The organism is Adhaeribacter radiodurans (genome assembly GCF_014075995.1).
Lineage (GTDB): Bacteria > Bacteroidota > Bacteroidia > Cytophagales > Hymenobacteraceae > Adhaeribacter > Adhaeribacter radiodurans.
In genome coordinates, this window is record NZ_CP055153.1 from 4422933 (window position 1) to 4443960 (window position 21028).

The 21028-nt window shown below is 41.3% G+C and carries 11 protein-coding genes and 1 tRNA gene; 7 read left to right on the forward strand and 5 right to left on the reverse strand.

The features are described from left to right. Positions 1–150: 150 nt before the first annotated feature. The 5 genes from HUW48_RS17665 (at position 151) to HUW48_RS17685 (ending at position 7770) form a co-directional block, all read left to right on the forward strand. Positions 151–4644 (forward strand): PAS domain S-box protein, encoded by a 4494-nt coding sequence (locus tag HUW48_RS17665; protein WP_182412199.1) that lies wholly within the window; start codon positions 151–153, stop codon positions 4642–4644. A gap of 6 nt (positions 4645–4650) precedes the next feature. Further along, positions 4651–5028 carry a response regulator gene (locus tag HUW48_RS17670; RefSeq protein WP_182412200.1) on the forward strand — a complete coding sequence of 126 codons (378 nt, stop codon included), beginning with the start codon at positions 4651–4653 and terminating at the stop codon, positions 5026–5028. A 9-nt stretch (positions 5029–5037) separates the two neighbouring features. Then, positions 5038–5313 (forward strand): hypothetical protein, encoded by a 276-nt coding sequence (locus tag HUW48_RS17675; RefSeq protein WP_182412201.1) that lies wholly within the window; start codon positions 5038–5040, stop codon positions 5311–5313. Further along, positions 5310–6074: an MBL fold metallo-hydrolase gene (locus HUW48_RS17680; protein WP_182416429.1), complete on the forward strand. Its 765-nt coding sequence runs from the start codon at positions 5310–5312 to the stop codon at positions 6072–6074. Before HUW48_RS17675 ends, HUW48_RS17680 begins: the two co-directional genes overlap by 4 nt. Before the next feature lie 115 nt (positions 6075–6189). After that, complete coding sequence (locus HUW48_RS17685) at positions 6190–7770, forward strand: NFACT RNA binding domain-containing protein (protein WP_182412202.1); 1581 nt, start codon at positions 6190–6192, stop codon at positions 7768–7770. Between the two features lie 41 nt (positions 7771–7811). Here HUW48_RS17685 and HUW48_RS17690 read toward each other — a convergent pair. Next, positions 7812–7894, reverse strand: a tRNA-Leu gene (locus HUW48_RS17690). Between the two features lie 237 nt (positions 7895–8131). Continuing rightward, the gene (locus HUW48_RS17695; protein ID WP_182416540.1) at positions 8132–8347 is read right to left on the reverse strand and encodes a hypothetical protein; all 216 of its coding nucleotides are present in this window, start codon (positions 8345–8347) and stop codon (positions 8132–8134) included. A 132-nt stretch (positions 8348–8479) separates the two neighbouring features. On the opposite strand from HUW48_RS17695, the gene HUW48_RS17700 reads away from it, so the two are divergent. Beyond that, positions 8480–9052, forward strand: a complete 573-nt coding sequence (locus tag HUW48_RS17700) for an RNA polymerase sigma factor (protein ID WP_182412203.1) — start codon at positions 8480–8482, stop codon at positions 9050–9052. Positions 9053–9119: 67 nt separating this feature from the next. Beyond that, the gene (locus tag HUW48_RS17705; protein WP_182412204.1) at positions 9120–10241 is read left to right on the forward strand and encodes a S1C family serine protease; all 1122 of its coding nucleotides are present in this window, start codon (positions 9120–9122) and stop codon (positions 10239–10241) included. Positions 10242–10326: 85 nt separating this feature from the next. Here HUW48_RS17705 and HUW48_RS17710 read toward each other — a convergent pair whose 3' ends face one another. From HUW48_RS17710 to HUW48_RS17720, 3 genes are all read right to left on the reverse strand, one after another. Next, positions 10327–11661, reverse strand: coding sequence for a neutral/alkaline non-lysosomal ceramidase N-terminal domain-containing protein (locus tag HUW48_RS17710; RefSeq protein ID WP_182412205.1), 1335 nt, complete (start codon positions 11659–11661; stop codon positions 10327–10329). 74 nt (positions 11662–11735) lie between these two features. Further along, positions 11736–12716 carry an integron integrase gene (locus HUW48_RS17715; protein ID WP_182412206.1) on the reverse strand — a complete coding sequence of 327 codons (981 nt, stop codon included), beginning with the start codon at positions 12714–12716 and terminating at the stop codon, positions 11736–11738. 435 nt (positions 12717–13151) lie between these two features. Continuing rightward, on the reverse strand, positions 13152–21002 hold the full coding sequence (locus tag HUW48_RS17720; RefSeq protein WP_182412207.1) for an isopeptide-forming domain-containing fimbrial protein: 7851 nt from the start codon (positions 21000–21002) through the stop codon (positions 13152–13154). Positions 21003–21028 lie beyond the last annotated feature (26 nt).

Consider the following 21028-nt stretch of genomic DNA (forward strand, 5'->3'; position numbering starts at 1 on the left):
AGCTTTCTTATTTAAATGCATTAATAAACACTGTATCCTAAATTAGTACTAGATAATTTATTTTTTTTTCCTAAATTATTCCTTAATTCGAAGTCCTCAAAAGCTTTCTTTTCGTTAAGAAATTAATTACAGGCTAATTGTTACTTGCACATGCCGATCAAAGATAATCAAATCACCCAATTAACCGATATTCTAACTCTTGCCGAGCAAATACTGGGGCTGGTAGCCGCCGTATCCGCTCCGGGAACGGCTATTTTTATTTGCAGCCCCGAGGGAATTATATTAACCCAAAACGAGCAGGCAACTGCCCTTTTACATACGGGAAATTACGACCAGGATTCCGCCGATATTCGGGAGCTATTACCAAATGTTACGCCTCCTTTAGCCAGCGTATGGAATGAGTTATCGGCTTCCATTAGCGGTACGTATGCTGGCGCTCAGGATACGGCATCTGAAAAACCCTTTACTTATCACCTATCTTCTTTATTTTTAGAAGGTCAGGAATTTAAATGTGTTCGTCTGGAACCGCTGAGCAGTTTAACAGTTCAAACGGAATTACAAACGAAGCTAACTGAAACCCAGAATAAATACCAGGCTCTTTTTGAGGCGTCCGGCGATGCTATTTTGCTCCTGGACAACAAATATATTATAGATTGTAATAATCAGGCCGCCACTCTACTAGGTTATCCTAGAAAAGAGATTATTAACTCTCCCCTCTGGAAATTCTTACCTGTTCATAATACCGGGCTTTTTTCGGGAGAACACGAAGATCGCCAATTAAAAGCCCAGATTTTAACAGATAAAGAATTACTTCCGGGCCAGACAGAAGTAGTAGAATGGACCATGGTACGTCCTGATGAAGCGGAGTTAGAACTTCAAATTACGGTTACGGCTACGCAGCAAAACAATAAAGCTTACCGGCAAATTTTACTGCGCGATGTTACTGCAACTAAGCAAGAAGTAGCTATTCCACAACGGGAAAAAGTTTTGCGCGAATCGGTGAAACATTTCCGTCAATTCCTGAGCAAAATTGAGTTAGCCTACATTAGTCTCGATCTGGAAGGTAAGATTATTTATGTAAACAACTATTTTCTGGATTATACAAATTACAACCGGGAAGAAATAATTGGTCTTGATTTTTTTGACATTTTTGTGCCGGGAGCAGAACGATGGGAGCGGCGACAGAATTATTTTGATATGATTCGTTCGAAAAGTATAACCAGTTATAACGAACGGGATATTGAAACTAAATTAGGTCTGGTAAAAACCTTGCGTTGGCAGCGCATGTTCGATTTTGACGAGAATGGAAATATTATTGGCGTAACGCACCTTGGCCGCGACATAACCGACAAAAAAACGGCGATGGAAGCATTGCGGGATAATAAAAGCCGGTTACAAGATATTTTTGACAACGCCCACGATTTAATTCAGAATATTTCTATCGACAACAAGTTTATTTTTGTAAACAAAGCCTGGAAAGAAAAGCTGGGTTATGATGATTTTGATATTGAGCGGCTCACCCTAAACGACATTGTGCATCCTTATTACAAAGCCAAGCTTATTTACCAGCTGCGTAATTTGTACAAAGGCGAGCATGTAAATAAAATTGAAACAGTTTTTTTAACTAAAACCGGCAAACCAGTCCATTTAATTGGTAGTATTAACTGCACCTGGCAAAATGGCAAACCGGTTCTATCGCGGGCCATCCTGCACGATATTACTGACCGGATTAAAGCCGAACGGCTTCAAAAAGTATATTACAGTATTGCTAATTTAGCTATCAGCAGCAAAGATTTGCATTCGCTCTACGGCGCCATTCACCGTGAATTAAGTAAAATTATTGAAACCAATAACATTTACATTGCGCTCTGCGATGATGAAAAAACCACACTGCAATTTGTTTATTACGTCGATCAATTTAAAACTGAAGGCCAGCAAATAGAGGAACGACCCTTCTCTAACGGCATGCCGGAATACATTATTAATACGGGCAAACCAGCCTACTTGCTGCGCGAAGATATTCTGGAACTGGAAAGAGAAGGCTTGTTACAATTAGAAGGCAAACTGCCCGAAGTAATGCTTTGTTCCCCTCTTTCGGTAGGAGAGCGTATTATTGGAATTATTGCCGTTCAAGATTATAAAAAGCCGGATATTTACGTAAACTCCGACATAGAAATACTGCACTTTATCTCGAACCAGGTAGCCTTAGCCATTGAAAGAAAGCGCAACGAAGTTCAGATTAACAATCAAAATGCCCGTTTAAAAGCTATTTTCGAAAGCGGTTCGCACCAAATCTGGTCCGTCGATAAAGAATCCCGGCTTACCTCTTTTAACCAGAATTATGCTACGGCCTTCTATAAACGCCACGGGCACATGCCTCAGTTTAATCTGCCTCTGCGCGATATTAAAACGCGTAACTCAGAAACAATTCAGGTAGAAGAATGGAATGCGTATTACGAACAAGCTTTAAACGGCTTTCCACAGCACTTTGAGGTAGACTTAACGCAACTGGACGGATCTACAATCTGGCGCGAAGTTTATCTGAATCCTATTTACCTGGAAGATGGTTCCTTTGACGAAATATCTGGGATGGCCCAGGATATAACTGAGAAAAAACTGTCGCGTTTGGCGCTGGCCAAAGAAGAAGAAAAATTCCGGAGCATTTTTGAATCGTTTCAGGATTTATATTACCGTACCGACGAGGAAAATAATGTGGTGCTGATGAGCCCATCCGTTCAGGAAATGTTGGGTTACGAACCTGAGGAAGTAATAGGAATGCCTGCTACCGGATTTTACGCGTATCCGGAAGAACTATTGGATTTAACGCGTAAGCTAAAACATGAAGGTTCTATTCGAAACTTCGAAACAAACCTGGTAAGTAAAAGCGGGGCTATTATTCCTTTTCTCATAAATGCGCACCTCTTAAAAGATAAAGCAGGCAATCACCTGGGCATTGAAGGTGTAGGCCGCGACATGACCGAGTTAAAACAAACTCAAACGGAATTAATCCGGGCGAAAGAAGTGGCTGAAAGTTCGCTACAAGCCAAAACTCTGTTCCTGGCCAATATGAGCCACGAGCTAAGAACCCCAATGAACGGGATAATTGGCATGATTGATTTGCTTCACGGTACCGAAACTTCCGAAGAGCAAAGCGAATACATTGATACGCTGCGTAAATCATCTGCTGCCTTGCTAGCTATCCTCAACGATATTCTGGATTTATCAAAAATTCAGGCGGGTAAATTACAACTGAACGAGACTGGTGTTGATTTATATTATGCCTTAGAAAAAATTCATTCTCTCTTTACTAACCGGGCTAACTTAAAAGATCTGGAATTCAGTTATTCTATTACTCCGCATACCCCTCGTTATATTATAACTGATGAAACCCGGCTATTGCAGATTTTATCGAATCTGACTTCTAATGCTATTAAATTTACCAACGCCGGCAAAGTAACCATTCACATAAATAGTATTTCTTCAGATGGTGAAATGTATACCATTATGTTCCGGATAAAAGATAGTGGTATAGGCATTACCGATGATGATAAAAAATTGCTTTTTACTAATTTTACTCAGCTCGATAATACCTCTACCAAAACTTTTGGCGGTACCGGCTTGGGCTTAGCTATTTCTAAGCAATTAAGTGAACTACTGGGTGGAGAAATTGGAGTAGAGTCGGTTTACGGCCAAGGCAGTACTTTCTGGTTCACCATTCGGTGCCTCGCCGCAAATGCACGTGAAATTGAAGAAATAATTAAAGGGAATGAGCCAGGCGGCAAAACACAACCTAGCACCAGTGTATTGGAAGAAGAGGCTTACGTGCTGTTAGTGGATGATAATAGCATTAACCAGAAAGTGGCTCAAAAACTACTTACAAAAATTGGTTGCCGGGTAGAGCTAGCTTCTAATGGTTTTGAGGCCATTGATAAGGCTATTTCTAATACTTACGACTTGATTTTCATGGATATTCAGATGCCCGAAATGGATGGCGTAGAAGCTACCGGGCACATAAAAAATCAGCTAGGCTCTAAATGCCCGCCCATAGTGGCCATGACTGCTTATTCCATGAAAGATGATGCAGAAAAGTTTATGGCCCAAGGATTAGATGATTACGTATCTAAACCGGTAAAAGCCTACGATTTATTTTCTATTATTCAGAAATGGAAAGCGGCGGAAACTGAGGCTGAATTGATAGAACCAATTGAGGTGCAAACAGCAGAAACTACAACCGAAACAGAGGAAAAATCACATGAAGAGATACAAGTAGAAGAACTGGCAAGCAGCAACGATGCGTTTACCGTAGATAACTTTATTGATACCGAAATAATTGATCAATTAGCCCAGTTAGGTGGTAAAGATTTCGCTTTGCAACTTTTCATTGATTTTGAAGAAGAAGCTGAACCTTTGCTCGAAGAGGCTAAAAAAGATGTTGAAACCAAACAATACGATAATATTTTAAGTACCTTGCATCAGATGAAAGGTACTGGTTTTACCCTTGGCTTAAATCCTTTGGCCGAATTAGTTAAGAAGATGGAGCACGACATCCGCCAAGGTATTTACACCGAGGTAGATCAGGATTTTAAATTGTTAGAAAAACATTTCACTTATTACAAAAAAAATTATCGAAACAAATTTATTTAAAATCAAATGGCAGAGAGTAAAACAATTTTAATTGCGGAAGATAGTTCTGTAATTCTAAATCTAACGAAGAAGATTCTGGAACTTCAAAATTATAAAATATTAACCGCCAAAAATGGCACTGAAGTTTTAAATCAAGTTCAGAATCAGAAAATTGACGCTATCCTGATGGATTTGAATATCCCGAAGAAAAACGGCATGGAGTGCACCAAAGAAATCCGGAGCAGCGATAACAAACAAATTGCCGAAATTCCCATTATTGCCGTAACGGGTAATGCTAACAATTATACTATGGAGCAGTTTAAAGAAGCGGGTATTAATGCCTACTTACCAAAGCCGCTCGATTTTGATATGCTGGTACAAACTGTTAAACAATACGTGGTTTAAAATTTTTGCATGGAAATAAAATATACGCGCCATTTTTTGAGCAAGCTCGAAGAAGTTTTTACCGAAGCGAACTACGTGCTGCGCTACGAAAAAGGCAACTTCAAATCCGGGTTTTGTTTAATCAAAGACTCTAAAGTGGCAATAGTAAATAAATATTTCCCGATTGAAGGTAGAATAAATTGCTTGTACGAAATTTTAAAAAACGTAACCTTAGATGATTCTTGTTTAAGCGATAAGACCCGGCAGTTTTACCAGGAAATATGCCAGAAGGAGCCTGTTCGTTGATGTTAACTTTTTTAGGTACCGGCACGTCGCAGGGCGTACCCGTTATTGGTTGTGAGTGCGAAGTCTGCCAATCCGTAGATTATCGCGACAAACGTTTACGTACTTCTGCCCACCTGCAAATTGGGGGTAAAAGTATTATTATTGATTCAGGTCCGGATTTTCGTCAGCAGGTGTTACGGGAAAGAATTAAAACGTTGGATGCCCTTGTTTTTACCCACGAACATAAAGATCACACCTCAGGCCTAGACGACATCCGGGCCTATAATTTTTTACAGCAGCGCAACATGCCTCTTTACGGCGAACCGCGCGTACTCGATCAAATTAAAGCCGAATTTGCTTATATCTTCTCCGGAGCTAACTACCCTGGTATTCCGCGCGTACTCCTCTACCCTATTTCAGAAGAAACTTTTAAAGTGGAAGGAGTGCTTTTTCAACCCATTCGCATTTATCACTATAAGTTACCCATTTTAGGTTTTCGCGTTGGTAATTTAACTTACATTACCGATGCTAATTTTATTTCGGAAGAATCAAAGGAACTTATAAAAGGGTCAGAAATAGTTGTGCTGAACGCGTTGCGCCACGAACCGCATATTTCTCATTTTTCTTTAAACGAAGCCATTGAGCTACTGCAAGAATTACAACCTAAAAAAGCTTATTTAACGCATATCAGCCACTTGCTTGGTCTTCACCGCGAAGTGGAGGCCGAGTTACCTGATTTTATCCGGTTGGCCTACGATGGCTTAAAAGTAGAATTTAGTTAAAATTAAAAGTTACGACTCGCAAGTTGCTGGATAATTTCATTGGCTTTACCTGGAGTTAGTATAACCAAAATGGCTAAAACCTCTACTTAGCTAAAAAACATTCGTAATTTGCACAGTGCACAACAATTATTACTTTCTGCGCCAACTCACGCAAGCCTTAAGAGTTCCTTTAATAGGTTCAGTTATTGATTCTTGCTTTAGCCAGGAGAAAGACGAGCTCATTATTACATTCCGTAAGTCTGATTCAGGTGGTAGCTTTTTTTTGAAGGCGATGCTCACCGCTCAGTTTTCGACGCTCTATTTTCCGGAGAGTTTTAACCGGGCCAAATCTAATTCAGTTAATCTTTTCCCGGAAGTAATTGGGGAAGAAGTGCGGGAGATTGTTCAACACAAGAATGAAAGAAGTTTTTACCTGGTTTTAAGTAATCAAAAAGCCTTATTATTTAAATTATTCGGTAACCGATCTAATATCGTTTATTTCGAGCAAAATCAAGCCAAAGCTTTATTTCATAAAAAATTCCCCAAAGATCTTGAATTAAATTTACAGCAGTTACACCGCCAATTACAGCCCACCAAAGCTGAATATTTACTAAATCTGCCTGCACCAGAAAAAGTATATCCTACCTTTGGAGATTTACCCGGTATTTACTTAAAAACAAAAGGTTACGAAAGTGCTTTGCCGGAGAAAAAATGGGATTTAATACAAACGGTTAGACATGAACTGGAAAACCCGGCAGCTTTTTACGTAATAAAAGTAAATAATCAAACTCGTTTATCGCTTTTACCGGTGGGCGAAATAAAAAAAGAATTTACCTCGCCCATAACCGCGTTAAAAGAATTTGTACAGACGTACCTGGCCGACTCTGGTTATGAAAGAAATTACCGGCTGGCTCATCAAAATCTTACCCGAAAATTTCAGGCTGCTTCCCAAACGCTGCAGCAAATTAAACTTCGGTTAAAAGCCCTGGAAACCGAAGCATCGTACGCGCAAACGGCCGATGTAATTATGGCCAATTTAACCGTTATTCCGCCACGAGCTGAATCGATAGTTTTATTTGATTTCTATCTGGAAAAAGAAAGGTTATTTAAATTAAAAGCAAATGAAAGTCCGCAAAAATTTGCCGAGCGACTTTATAAAAAAAGTAAAAACCAGCAAATTGAGGTAACTCAGCTAAAAGAACGCCTCCAGGAGAAAGAAGAAGAGTTATTACAATTAGAAATTGCTTTGCAGGAACTAGCTACTATTTCCGATTACAGAACCTTGAAAGCATTTGTAAAAGAACACGTAGAATCTTTAGCTAGTCAACCAACTGTTATCGAAAAACCATTTCGAGTGTTTCAAACCAATGGTTTTCAAATTCTGGTAGGTAAAAGCGCCCAGAATAACGATGTGCTTACCCAGCAATTTACTTTTAAAGAAGATTTATGGCTCCATGCCAAAGATGTAAGCGGTTCGCATGTGGTCATAAAATACCAGGCAGGCAAAACTTTTCCGGAGCCGGTAATTTATAAAGCGGCTCAACTGGCTGCTTACTATTCTAAGCGCAAAACCGATTCGTTGTGCCCGGTATTGTATACGCCCAAAAAATATGTACGAAAACCCAAAGGCGCTGCCCCCGGCCAGGTAGTAGTAGAACGGGAAAAAGTAATATTAGTAAAACCCGAAAACCCGTTTGAGAAATATCCGGGTTCGTAAACAAAGAAGCCGCTGACTTTCATCAGCGGCTTTTTTGTTTGTGCGCGCGGGGAGATTCGAACTCCCACACCCGTAGGGCACCACCCCCTCAAGATGGCGTGTCTACCAATTTCACCACGTGCGCAGTTCTAAATGGAGCACAAATGTACGTATCTTTTGTAAGTCGCACAATACTGCCTTTTATAAAATTACGCTTTGACTGGTAACCCCATTTTAGTAAATTTATTCTCTGCCGGGCCAGATACTTAAATTTAAACCCGTACCGTTACCTAAAGGTACCAGTACGGGTTTACAAAAGTATAGTGTACTTTAGAGCTTAAAATCTAATCCGTAAAAGTTAAAAACTGGTTTTAACTTAAAATTACTGAGCAGAAGCTGAATCTGGAGTAGTGGTAGTAGCAGCTGAATCAGCGCCCATAGCACCAGTAGTATCAGTAGTCATAGCATCGGTACCTTCTGTAGCAGTACCTTCTGTAGTAGATTCACCTTCTTGTTTAGTTCCAGAGTTACCGCAAGAAGTAAAAGCGAAAGTTAATGCAGTTAAAGCTACGAAGGCGAATTTTGATAAGTTTTTCATTGTTGTGGATAATTTAAAAGAGTTTCGAGTTAATTTCACTTTCATACCGCAAAAGAGAAAAGGTAACCCAATTAAAAAATATTTTTTTCTGGGTTACATTTGTAGCCCCGAAAGTATTAAAGAAAGAGTTTAATGCACAAAGCACTTTATTTTTCGGATGAAGCCATAATTCACGGAATAGTAAATGACGACGAGGAAGCCCTGGCTTACCTGTACCGGATTTACTTTCCTATGATTTTACACTTCATTCAGAATAACAACGGCACCGACGACGAAGCAAAAGATATTTACCAGGAAAGCATAATTGTTTTCTACGAAAAGATTAAAGCGGGCACTCTGGAACTTAACTGCCAGATTAAAACGTACTTGTATTCAGTTTGTCGGCGGCTCTGGCTTAAAAGGCTGGCCGAAAAAAGTAAATACACCGGCTCTGTTAATGATTCGGATGTTTATTTGAATTTAGTAAGCGAAGCTCCTGTTTTAGAGGAAAACGATCAGAAGTTTACAACCATGGCGCAGGCTTTAGAACAGTTAGGTGAGCCATGCCGAACGTTACTCGAAGATTATTATTTTCAGGATTTATCGATGCAGCTTATAACCGAAAAATTTGGTTACACCAACGCCGATAATGCCAAGAATCAGAAATACAAGTGCCTTATGCGCCTGAAAAAACTATTTTTTAGTTTGTATAAAATGCAGGTTTAAAAGAAGGCATAAAATTTAAAGTAAATTAATTATTGGTGATGTTTTCTATTAATCGCCAATTAAAACCATGACAGAAAGAGAAACTTTTGTTTTAATTGAACGTTACCTGGCCGGAGAACTTACCCGGACAGAGGAGTTCGATTTTGATCAATACCGCAAAAACGATCCGGTTTTTGCTGAACGTTACCGCGATTATCAGGAATTTTATGGGGCCATGCAGGTATACAAAACCCGTACGAACCTGAAAAACAAACTGGAAACTATTCATGCGGCCGAATTTACCCCGGCAGAAACGTCACAGCTTACTGCATCGCAACCAACGCCGTCTACGTGGCGGGTATTCTGGAAAGAGCATTATGCAACCATGGCGGTAGCTGCATCGGTGGCCATTATTACCGTGTTTGGCAGTTTGCTAAGCATAGACGCCTGGCGCTCGGTTAAAAAACAACAAAATGCCCGTTACTCAGAATTACGCCGCGAGGTAGATCAAATTAAACGCAGCCAAAAAGCGCTTATTCAGGATTTTTCTACTATCCCGCCGGTTCGGAATTCAAAGGCCGATGTACGACCAGCTTCTTTTAGTGGTACTGGTTTTCTGTTAAACGCCGATGGTTATTTTGTTACCAGTTACCACGTAATTAAAGACGCCGATTCGGTTTACATTGAAAACAAAAAAGGGCTGCGGTATAAAGTAAAAGAAGTTTATAAAGATAAACTGCACGATTTAGCTATTTTAAAAATTGCCGATTCTAATTTTACTTCTTTGGGTTATTTACCTTATGCGTTTAAATCTAGTTCGGCAGATTTAGGCGAAAAAGTGTATACCTTGGGATTTCCGCGCGAAGATATGGTATACGGCGAAGGTTCTTTAAGCTCCCGCAGCGGTTTTGAAGGCGATACTACCGCCTATCAGATTTCTATTCCGGTAAACCCAGGTAATAGCGGAGGTCCATTAATCGATAGCCAAGGCAATTTAATTGGAGTAATTAGCGGTAAGCAAATAGGGCAAGAGGGTACTGCATTTGCCATTAAATCGGCTTATTTGAAAGAGCTAATTCAGAAAATGCGGAAAGATACGGTAACGGAACCAGTTTACTTATCCAGCAGAAACAACTTAGCCGGTTTAGCCCGTACGCAACAAATTAAGAAATTACAGGATTACGTGTTTATGGTTAAAATTTATAATTAACACTTTCAAATCCAACACTATCATAAAAGGCTTCGCGGGTACCCACCCGTGAAGCCTTTTTGTTTACACATAATCTTCCACTTTGCTATTCATTCGTTCGCTGAATAATTAATTTTATCAGCTCAACCAGATAAGTACCCGTGTAGGGTCCAAAAAAATTCATGTCGCGGGTTTCGTACTTCTTTAAGCTGAAATATTTTTCGGGAGTTACGTAGCCAATATAACTGCCGTTAAAACTGGTTACGATTAATTTTTGATTACGAGCGGAGGCAGTGGTTGTAATTTCGGGTAATAATTCTCCGGAGAAATCGCAGGGAGTGCCTATAAATGAAATTGGCCCTACTTGCAACAGCGATAATCCCGCCGGGTACTTTCCGAAAACAGTGTAAAAAAGCCAGGGCCGAAAACGCTTCTCTCCTAGCCGCCATTGCGGTTTGTTTAAGCTTACCGGAAAATAAGCGCTACGCAAATTTGTCTGAAAAGCCAATGATACATTTTCCTGATCAACCTGAATTTTATCTGCCAACCCCATAGCCAAATTCGATACTTTCGTGTATTCATCGCCGGAGGCTTGTGGTCCGTGGCTTCCCACAGCACCTGCTCCAAAAGCAGCTATATCCAATTGCATTTGTTTCTCCAGTAACTGAACCAAGGCTCCGGGATACTCCGCCGATAGGCGAAGATCATTAGAAGCAACAGAAGTAGGATGTGCGGCAAAAGTACAGATAAGCGCTTTTTCTCCGGAAGTTTTCCGGAAGTGCATTACCCGGATTAAAGTATCTAAATCACCTTTTTGCCCAACTAAACGGTTGTAAACAAATGCCGTTGCGGGTATTTCCTGGTATCCGATAGCAGTAGGTGCCGCAGTTTTTTCGGCCTGTGTAATGGCTTTTTCTATCGCTTCGGCGGTATTATTTACTAAATTTTTATTGTATTTACCCGCCATTATTCGTCCGGCGAGCTTTTTACCCCACCCGCCGTAGCTATAGTGCGTGTGGGTGGCCGTTAAATAAGTATTATTTAACGTATATCCCTTATTAACAAGAGTTTTCAGTAACTGCTCCGTCACACTCATAGGCATAATTAGCAAGTCAGCCGTTACCCAGGCAGCTTTCTGATTTCCTTTTTTAAAAACAAAAGCCCGCACCCAAACAGAGTCGTGTACTTGTTCGTACTTTTTGCCTTTTCGTTTGCCATAGCCAGCCATAGCTACCGGATAAGGCGGCGTAATATTTATTTTAGCCCAGCCTACCTGAACGGTATCATTAGTATTAGAAGTAATTAAGGGTAACTCGACTATCTGCTTTTTGGATTGTTGGTAGTAAGTTGTGGTTTGATAAGGAGTAGTATCTAAATTTTGGGTAATACAACTTTGGCAGCCTACAAGCAAACCAATTATAAACAGGGTAAGGTATCTCAAAATCAAGTAAAAACAACTATTAATTTAAGCGGAAGGCAAAAAGAAAAATCAGCTTTTCAGGAATGAAATACGAACTACAATAGAGCAAAATTAAAATCTTCTTCTTTAGATAAATGGTTTTTAATTTGTTTTTTACCAGTCTGTGCTTGTTGTTTTACCAGGTAAGTATAGATCATGGTACTGCGTTTATTTTGAAGGCCTAATAATTTCTGGATTGTGCCAATATCATTCCCACTCTCTAGCAAATGGGCAGCGTAGCTGTGCCGTAACGAATAACAACAGGCACTTTTGTTTAATTGAGCCTTTTCTACAGCTTGTTTTATAGCTTTTTGCAATATGCTCTCGTGCAAATGAAAGCGAATTCCTGTATTTGCAGAACGATGCACCGAGCACCGGGCTGCCGGAAAAAGATATTGCCAAGCCAAGGTTTTTGCTTCGGCAGGATTTTGGGCGCGTACCGTTAATGGAATATCTACTTCGCCAAAGCCAAGTTTTATATCTTCCTGGTGAATAGCTGCTACTTCCTGAATCTGGAATTGCAATTCTGGTTCTAACGAAGCCGGAAAAAATAAAACCCGGTTATTTAATTTTAACTGCTTCTTTTCTACGTCCACATCCCGGACACGCAGCGAAAGTCCTTCCGTAATTTTTAAACCACAACCGTATAACAAACCTGCCACCAACCGGGGTACTCTATCTAAATAAGAATATAATACGTCTATTTCTTTTTTAGTAAGTATAGCCGGGATAGAACGGTAATGCTTGAGACGTGAGAAATGGAGTTTAGCCAGTGGTTGGTGTAATACTTCGTTGTATAAAAATAAAAGTGCACAATGCGCCTGGTTTTGCGTAGAAGCCGACTTTTTACTCTGAAGGGAAAGATAATCGAGAAAGGTTGCTACTTCTTTCTCCCCCAATATCAGAGGATCTTTTTTCCCGTTAAAAAGAAAGTACCGGAAAATCCAATCGCAGTAAGCGGCCTCGGTGCGGTTACTTAGTTGCTGCGACTGCATCGTTTTCCTGGCCTGATCTAAAAGTTGAGAAGCTGTTTCCATAAGGCACACTCTCTTAAAAAATTTAGTTATCGAACCATTATTCTTGTTAGAAAAGGAAAGTTAAATAGGAACGTGTTTTTATTTTTTAAGTATAGGCAATTAATACGGGCTAGAAAGCTTATTCAATTTTACTTAATAAGAAACTCATTTCCAGAGCACTATTTGCAAAATAAACAGAACAATTCAAATTTATGAGGCACTTTTGTTAGCAGGATTTTGTAGTTTATAATTTTAGTAAATTCAAAGGTACGTGTAAGCTTTGATAGAATTCTAATTTATCAAAGTAGTTGCCTTTACTACTTATTACTTACTCGTTCAGGCTTTCCTGTAGCTAAATACTTCTGCTTCTTTTTAAATGAAAATGCAGTAAATTTATGACTTTCATGTAATAAAAAAGCCCTGTCACTCAAGGCTTTTTTTATTGAATTAGGCTTTTTAATTTTTTATCAACTGAATAGTTGAATGCATATTATTTCCGTTCAAATACAGCACATACATACCCGTTGCTAAATCCTGAATATTCAGCACAATGATATTCTGACCGCTTGTTACTGTAATAAGTTGAGTTTTGACTCGTCGGCCTTTCGCATCCATTATTTCAATTGCAGCTGTACCATTAGCAATGGCAGAAAATTGAAGATTTACTTTATCTTGGGCCGGATTAGGATAGAGTTTGGTTGCAGTTACCGGACTTAATTTAACATCTACGGCAATTATTTTACTAAGCTTACTAACGGCATTAAAATCTACCTGTTTAAGCCGGTAATAAGCCGTTCCGAACAAAGGACTTTGATCAAAAAATGAATATTCTTTTAACTGGTTAGTAGTTCCTGCTCCTTTCACCTGTCCAATGCTGGTAAAAGTTTTACCATCGGAACTGCGCTCTACCACAAAGTAATCGTTATTTTTTTCGGAGGCAGTTGCCCAGGTAAGATATACCTGATTGTTTTGATTTTTGGCTTCAAACCGCAACAACTCCACTGGCAGCGGAACTATTACATCAACGCTGCGGAAATCAGCTATATTGTTTGATACCGACGGATTCACCACCACTCCAAAGTTATTGTTATCAAACAAATCTACCAGTCCATCCTTATCTGTATCGCGGTAGTAAGTAGTATTATTCGCACTTAAAAAATTGGGATTGGTTGCTTGCTTTTCTAGCCAGTCGGGCACGTTATCGCCATCCTGAAAATTATTACTATCGCGGTTCAGGTAATATCCCAGGTTAGACGATGCTTCGAAGTCCTGAGCCCTTTGCAGTAAATTATCCAGCGCTTTCTTATCATGGTTCACATCAAAGGCTTCGTAGTAGTCGCTACTGCCGTCGTTATCTGAATCTAAATCTAAATAATCTGGTATGGTATCGCTGTTAACGTAGGCGCCATCAGTATTTATGGGTACCAGGGGCTGACCATTTTCACTACCATCGTAAACACTGGCTATGCCGTCGTTGTCATCATCTATTTGGTTCGGGGCAATAAAACCAGCCGTTGTTTGGGCTTCTATATTATCCGGAATACCATCATTATCAGAATCCAGATCCAGAAAATCCAGGAAAGAATCACCGTCAGTATCAGGCATGGGCAATCTGGAAATACCATTATCCGGACTGGTTTCTGCAAAATCAGGCATCCCATTATTGCCAACAATACCCCCGTATCTGCCTAATAATGTATTATAATTACCTGGAGCTACCCCGCGATTAGCCTCTCTGGTGTTAGCAATACCATCGCCATCCATATCTAAATCCAAGCTGTTAATAATTCCATCCAGATCAATATCAAACCAATCATTAATTTGATCATTATTAATATCGCGGAAAGCACCATATTTTGGATGCAGAAAGGTAGGATCGTAATAATTAAAATTACCATCACCGTTTTCATCGCCGAAAGGATCAATGCCGCTACCCGAAATAAGATCCGTAATGCCATCGTTGTTGTCATCAATATCCACAAAATCACTTACCCCATCGCCGTCCCGATCTTGGGTTATGATTAAGGTGATTGATTTTTCTGTAGTACCGCCGATTGCATCTAAAGTGCGCACGGTAATAGGATAAGAGCCCGGACGGATTAAAAAACGATTATTTACTACAATATGCCCATCTGGCATTGTAACACCGTTTGGTAAGGGGCCACTCACTAAAGTAGTGTTAGTAATTGCGCCGTCATCGTCGGTGAAAGTAGCCAGTATATCGTTGTTTTTATAATCGTAGAAGTTTTTGGCAGTAAAAACAACAGCACTTGCTTCAGCATCGGGTAGAAAAGTTATAGTTACGGATGGCGTAGATTGACCACCCATGGGATCAGTGGTTTTAACCTGAAAAGTATAAGAGCCGGCAGCTAATAAACTTCTATCCGCAACCGTAAATTCGCCGGTAGTCGTGTTAAAAGCTACCCCGGCCGGCAAGGTTCCGGAAGTAATTTCAGCCGCTGCAATAGTCCCATCCGGGTCAACAACCGTGGCTAAGCTTTGCCCATTGGTATAAGAATCTACGTTGCGGGCAGCAATGGCCGTATAAACGGCTGGCTGATGAATAAGAACATTGTTGAAAACCGTATTTACTGAATTATTGCCAGCAACAGCATCGTACTCAGTAGCGGCCGATTTACTGGATTGTACCGTTAATTGGCCGGCAATAGTAGGGATAACCGTAAAGGTAATGGTAGTGGATGTAGCCTTAGCCAAGTTTCCAATTTGCCAGATACCGGTAGAAGAATTATAAGAACCAACGGCAGGGTTAGCACTAACCAGAGTTAAACCAGCCGGTAACGCATGGGTAACCGCTACGGCAGTAGCATCGTTAGCTCCGTTGTTGGTAGCCGTGATGGTAAAAGTAGCTGGCTGACCGGTAAAATAAGGAGCATTACTTTGCGAACTGGTTAATGCAATATCTGCTGCCTCCTGCACATTAATTGTTATAGTTGCATCATTGTTAGCCGGTACCAGGTCTGTTTGATCTTGCCCGGTTTTAGAAATGGTGATATTTGTACTACCCGTAGCGGAAGGCAAGGTTTCAACTTTAAAAGTAGCGCTTGCCCCAGGAGCTAAGGTGCCTACATTCCAGTATCCGGTTAGCGGATTATACGTTCCCTGACTAACGGTAATTCCCTGAACATTTACATTCCCACCCGAAGAACGGTTATCGTAGTAAATAATTCCAGTTGCTATATCCGGGCCATTATTAGTTATAGTGCCGGTAAAGGTAGTAGGAGTTACCCCGTTATAATAGGGACCAGGAGTTACGTTAAAAGATGCCGCTACATCGGCACTGGCTCCAACCGTAATAGTATTCTGCGAACTGTTATTCTCAGTTACTTTATCGTTTTCATTTTGAGCCGTTTTGGTAGCGGTAGTAATAAAAGTACCTGATTGGATAGGCTTAGCAACTATAGTAAGGATTTGAGTAGCATTTAGCGCAATGTTTCCTACGGTCCAGATTCCGTTGGCTGCATCGTAGGTTCCTGATGTGGTGGTAGCGCTCACAAACTGTAAGCCGGCTGGTAACTTGTCGGTGATAGCAACTCCGGAAGCTGGACTTGGACCTAAATTTTTTGCATTTACGGTATAAGTTACTAGGTTGCCGTTAATGTAGGGCTCTGCCGATACTGTATTCGTAACTTCAATATCAGAAGCCGGATTAACGTAAATAGACGCAAAATCTTCGTTGTTGCCCGGATTACTATCGAATTGCGTCTCGCCGGTTTTACTTACTAAAAAGGATACTGCCCCAGAACGAATAAGTTTTCCGGTGAGGGTAATTGTTGCTTCTTGACCCGGTGCTAATGATGGGATATCCCAATAACCTGTAGCACGGTTATACGTTCCGGTAGACGTAGTAGTAATTATAGTATTAGTATCGAAGGCACCTGGTCTATTATCGTAGAATTGAACATTTGTGGCCGTATTGGGACCATTGTTGCGCACTTTGGCTGTAAATACGGGGTAATCACCTAAATAATAAGGTCCGTTACCTACTGATATATCTATCCCAATATCTGCATTAGGACTTACTGTAATAGTTTTGCTATCCGAATCATTACCAGGAACATTATCGTTCTCAGTAGTAGCCTGAGCGGTTTTGGATGCAAGGGTGACTTGATCACCTACTGTATTTGGTTCTACAGTTAGCACTAAGGTTTGGGTAACCCCACTACCAATACTTCCAATATCCCAGATACCAGTAGTATTATTGTAGGTACCTACACTAGGAACGGCACTTATAAAAGTTAAACCAGCTGGCAATAAATCGGTAACCTGCACCCCAGAAGTAGCACCCGGTCCATTGTTCTTGGCCGTTACCGTAAAAGTTGTTTGTACTTTGTTGTAATAAGGACCAGCTGCCGGTGTATTGGTTATGGCAATATCGGCTACAGGTTTAGCATTCACGTTTATAGAATTAGACGCGGCATTATTACCTGTTTGACTATCGTAAGTACTTGAATTAGTTACAGAAGCAGTAGTAGTAATAGTGTTGGTTGTATTCGGAGCCGCTACTAAAGTTAACGTCTGAGAAGCGCCACTCGCTAAGGCACCTACGGTCCATACCCCAGTGGTAGAATTATAAGTACCAACACCCGTAGAGGCAGTATAACTTTTAAAATCAAGTCCAGCTGGTAATTGATCGGTAATAGAAACTGCACTTGTGGCATTCGGGCCATTGTTCGTAACCGTTATGGTATAAGTAACATCAGTACCTACCACGTATGGGCTGGGAGAAACTGTGTTGGTAACTGCTAAATCGGCATTGGCAAGCACGGGAATACTAGCAGTAGCCTGATTATTAGAACTTACATTATCAAATTCCGTAGCGCCATTTTTACTGGCAGTAGTAGAAAGTGTACCCGTAGTAGTGGGCTTAACGATTAAAGTTAAAGTAGCCTGCGTATTATTTACTAAATTACCAATATCCCAGATTCCTGTGGTTGAATTGTAAGAACCATCGGAGGGAGTTGCACTTACAAATTGTAATCCTGCGGGTAACTGATCCAGTACGCTCACATTAGTGGCATTACTAAGACCATTGTTTCTGGCGGTAACGGTAAAAGTAGTATTTACCCCGTTATAATAAGGTCCGGCTGCTACCGTATTGGAGATGGCAATATCAGCCGCTGCATTCGGGTAGATTGTGTTGGACGAGGAATTGTTTGCCGAAACAGCATCGTACTCTGTTTGAGCAAAAACGGCTGCAGTAGTGGTAATGGACTGGGTAGTATTAGGGGTAGCTCTAATTGTAAGGGTAACTGTAGCATCTTTTGCGAGGGAACCAATAGACCAATTACCAGTAGTATTATTGTAAGTACCCACCGAAGGAGTAGCGCTAACAAAGGTTAAGCCATTTGGCAGTAAATCTTTAATGATTACCCCGGAGGCAGCATCCGGACCCGCATTATTAACAGTAACCGTATACGTGGTTGGCTCTCCCCGGTAATAAGGACCGGCTGCTACCGCATTCGTAACAACTAAATCAGCATTTGCATTTACGTTAATACTGGCACTTGCCGCATCGTTGGCGGTATTACTATCATATTCACTTTGAGCAGTTTTTGTAGCTGTGGTTACAATTTCACCAATGGTTTTAGGCTTTACCAGTAAAGTTAAGGTAGCCGTACCGTTATTCGCCAAACTGGTTATAGCCCAGTTACCGGTGGTGCTGTTATAAGTACCAATACTTGGGGATGCACTTACTAATTCTAAACTAGCCGGTAGTTGATCCAGGATATTAATACCGGTAGCCGTATTTGGACCATTGTTTCTGGCGGTAACGGTAAAAGTAGTATTTACCCCGTTATAATACGGAGCGGCAGTTACCGTATTAGTTACGGCCACATCCGCTGGAGCAGCTACAGTAATAGTATTGGAAGCTGAATTATTAGATGTTACCTCATCAGGTTCCGTTTGGTTGGTTATTGTGGCTGTAGTAGTAATATTACCAGCGGCATTAGGAAGAGCTTTTAAAGTTAATGTAGTGCTGGTTCCGTTTGCTAAATTCCCTATAGTCCAAGTGCCATTTGTAGCATTGTAAGAACCACTAGCAGGAGTAGCACTCATAAATGTTAAACCTGCTGGAAGTAAATCGGTAATTACCAGACCATTAGCACCGGCCGAACTGTTATTTGTGGCCGTTATAGTATACGTAACTTCCTTGCCCACATAATATGGGGCGGAACTAACTGTATTTGTAACCGACACATCGACCGGAAGCCTTATAGTAACTTCCTCACCGCTAGAGTTAGTACCATTGTAATTGGTGCCAGGTACGTCAGCAGTAGCATTCGCGCCCGTTTCGTAAGTTTTAATATCTCCAGACACAGCATCCATGGTTACTAACCGGGAAAAGGTAGTTCGGGTGGGATCTAAGTAACTGGCCGAGGCCGAATTTTGGATAGCGGTATTTAAAGCAGCGCTATTACTAATATTTACCGTAAACGTAATTTGCACCGTGCCGCCCGAAGGAATATAGAATGTGCCCCAAGTAGGAGTGGTCGCGCCAGCAGTTGGCGTAATGGTAGCATTAGCAGTAGTTAACACAGCCGCTTTAGCAGCCGTTTGCCCGGCATCGTCGTAGCTGCCGGCGCCTAATGTAATGGAAGTAGTAGCATTAAAAGTAACATTGGCTGGTAAAGCATCTGTAACCCGAACTCCTTGCGCACTGCCCCCTGTATTGGTTACAGTAATAGTATAAGTAGCCTGGGTACCACTTGTTAAACGGTATACTGTCGGGGTAGAAGTTGATTTTGTAACGGCTAAAACAGGTAAACAACCAGCCCCAGAAGCACTATTTGTTAATTGAACGGCAGTTACTGTATTACTTAAAGTTCCGGTTGCTCCAGCTGTTGCCCCATAAGCAACTGGAGTAGTAGTACCGGTTAAAGTTAAACCGTTAGCTCCTCCGGCAACGCTACTACCAGCTGCTAAAGCAGAAGAGGAATAAATTACCCCACCGCCGCCACCACCACCAGGTCCGTGCGATGAGCCGCCCCCTGTATTTGATCCTCCGGTTCCACCTGTTGCGGTTACCGTAATTGTGTTAACAGCTCCACTAGCGGCTGTAAGTAGAACACTTCCTCCAGCTCCTCCTCCACCGCTGCCATCGTTGGTAACAGAAGTGTTACCACTACTACCATTCGCATTAATAGTACCATTTCCGGTAACAGTACCAGCCCGCACCATTACAATACCACCACCAGCGGCACCACTACTGGCTAAACCATTCAGTAAGTTACCCGAACCATTGTTCGTTGTACCGGCACCGCCGCCGCCACCCATTACTAATCTACCCGGCGCTAGCGCCCCAAAAGCGGTTCCACCGAATCCACCTACTGTTGCACCGCTACTCCATGCATTACCCCCTTTACCACCAGTACCGCCGTTAGCACCACCGCCACCACCTGAATTTTGGTCGTTAGCTGTTGGGTTGCCGTCATTTCCGCCGCCACCAGCATTTCCCGGCGCCCCTCGGCCCATACTACCATTCGCGTAGCCTTCCACAGCCGTATTTAGTAAAGCTCCGTTATTAAACACGTTGGCGGGCGTACCAGCTGTACCTTCCCCTTTCTGTGCGTGCGCTGCTTGCGTAGATAAAGAACGATAATCGGCATTTGTTAAACCAGTTGTACCAGCTAATACCCGACCGGCACCACCCCGAAAACCAGCACCGGCAACATTAATAGTTTGACTGTTAAAATTTAATCGTCCGGCCACATCCATTGCTATTACCCCACCAGTACTTCCATTCCAGGGAATAGCCGTTATTGCGGCTGATAAAGTAATAGCGCTGTATTGCGGTACCCGAACTACTTGGTAACGAAACTGACCTGTGGTGTTAGCCGCTCCAAAATCTGATGTACTATAGTTATTAACTGTACCACTGGTTAAATTAAGCGTTCCGCCAGATGTAGCCACGTTATTAGCAGCTAGTGCATACTCATATTTACCGGCAATAAAGTTAGGGTTAGATATATTTCCCGAAGCAGTATTAGAACCAGCCCCATACGCAGAATTATTACTGGTATTTATATCCGCGCCCTGCATTTGAATAATTAAGACTAAATCGCCTTTGTTAATGGGGGTAGCACTACCAGTAGAAGTACCTAAACTTAAAGTAGTAGAGCCGACCGCCACTGTTCCGGCACCCGGATAATACGTATTAATTGTAGCTGTATTAGTGCTAGGAGAACCATCCTTACCAGGAGAGATACAAATTTGGGCCTTTGTGTATAAATTAGCAGCAAAAAAAAATACACAAAACAACAACAACCGAGTTAAAAAACAATGCATACTAAATCAAGCTCTTTGTAAAATCT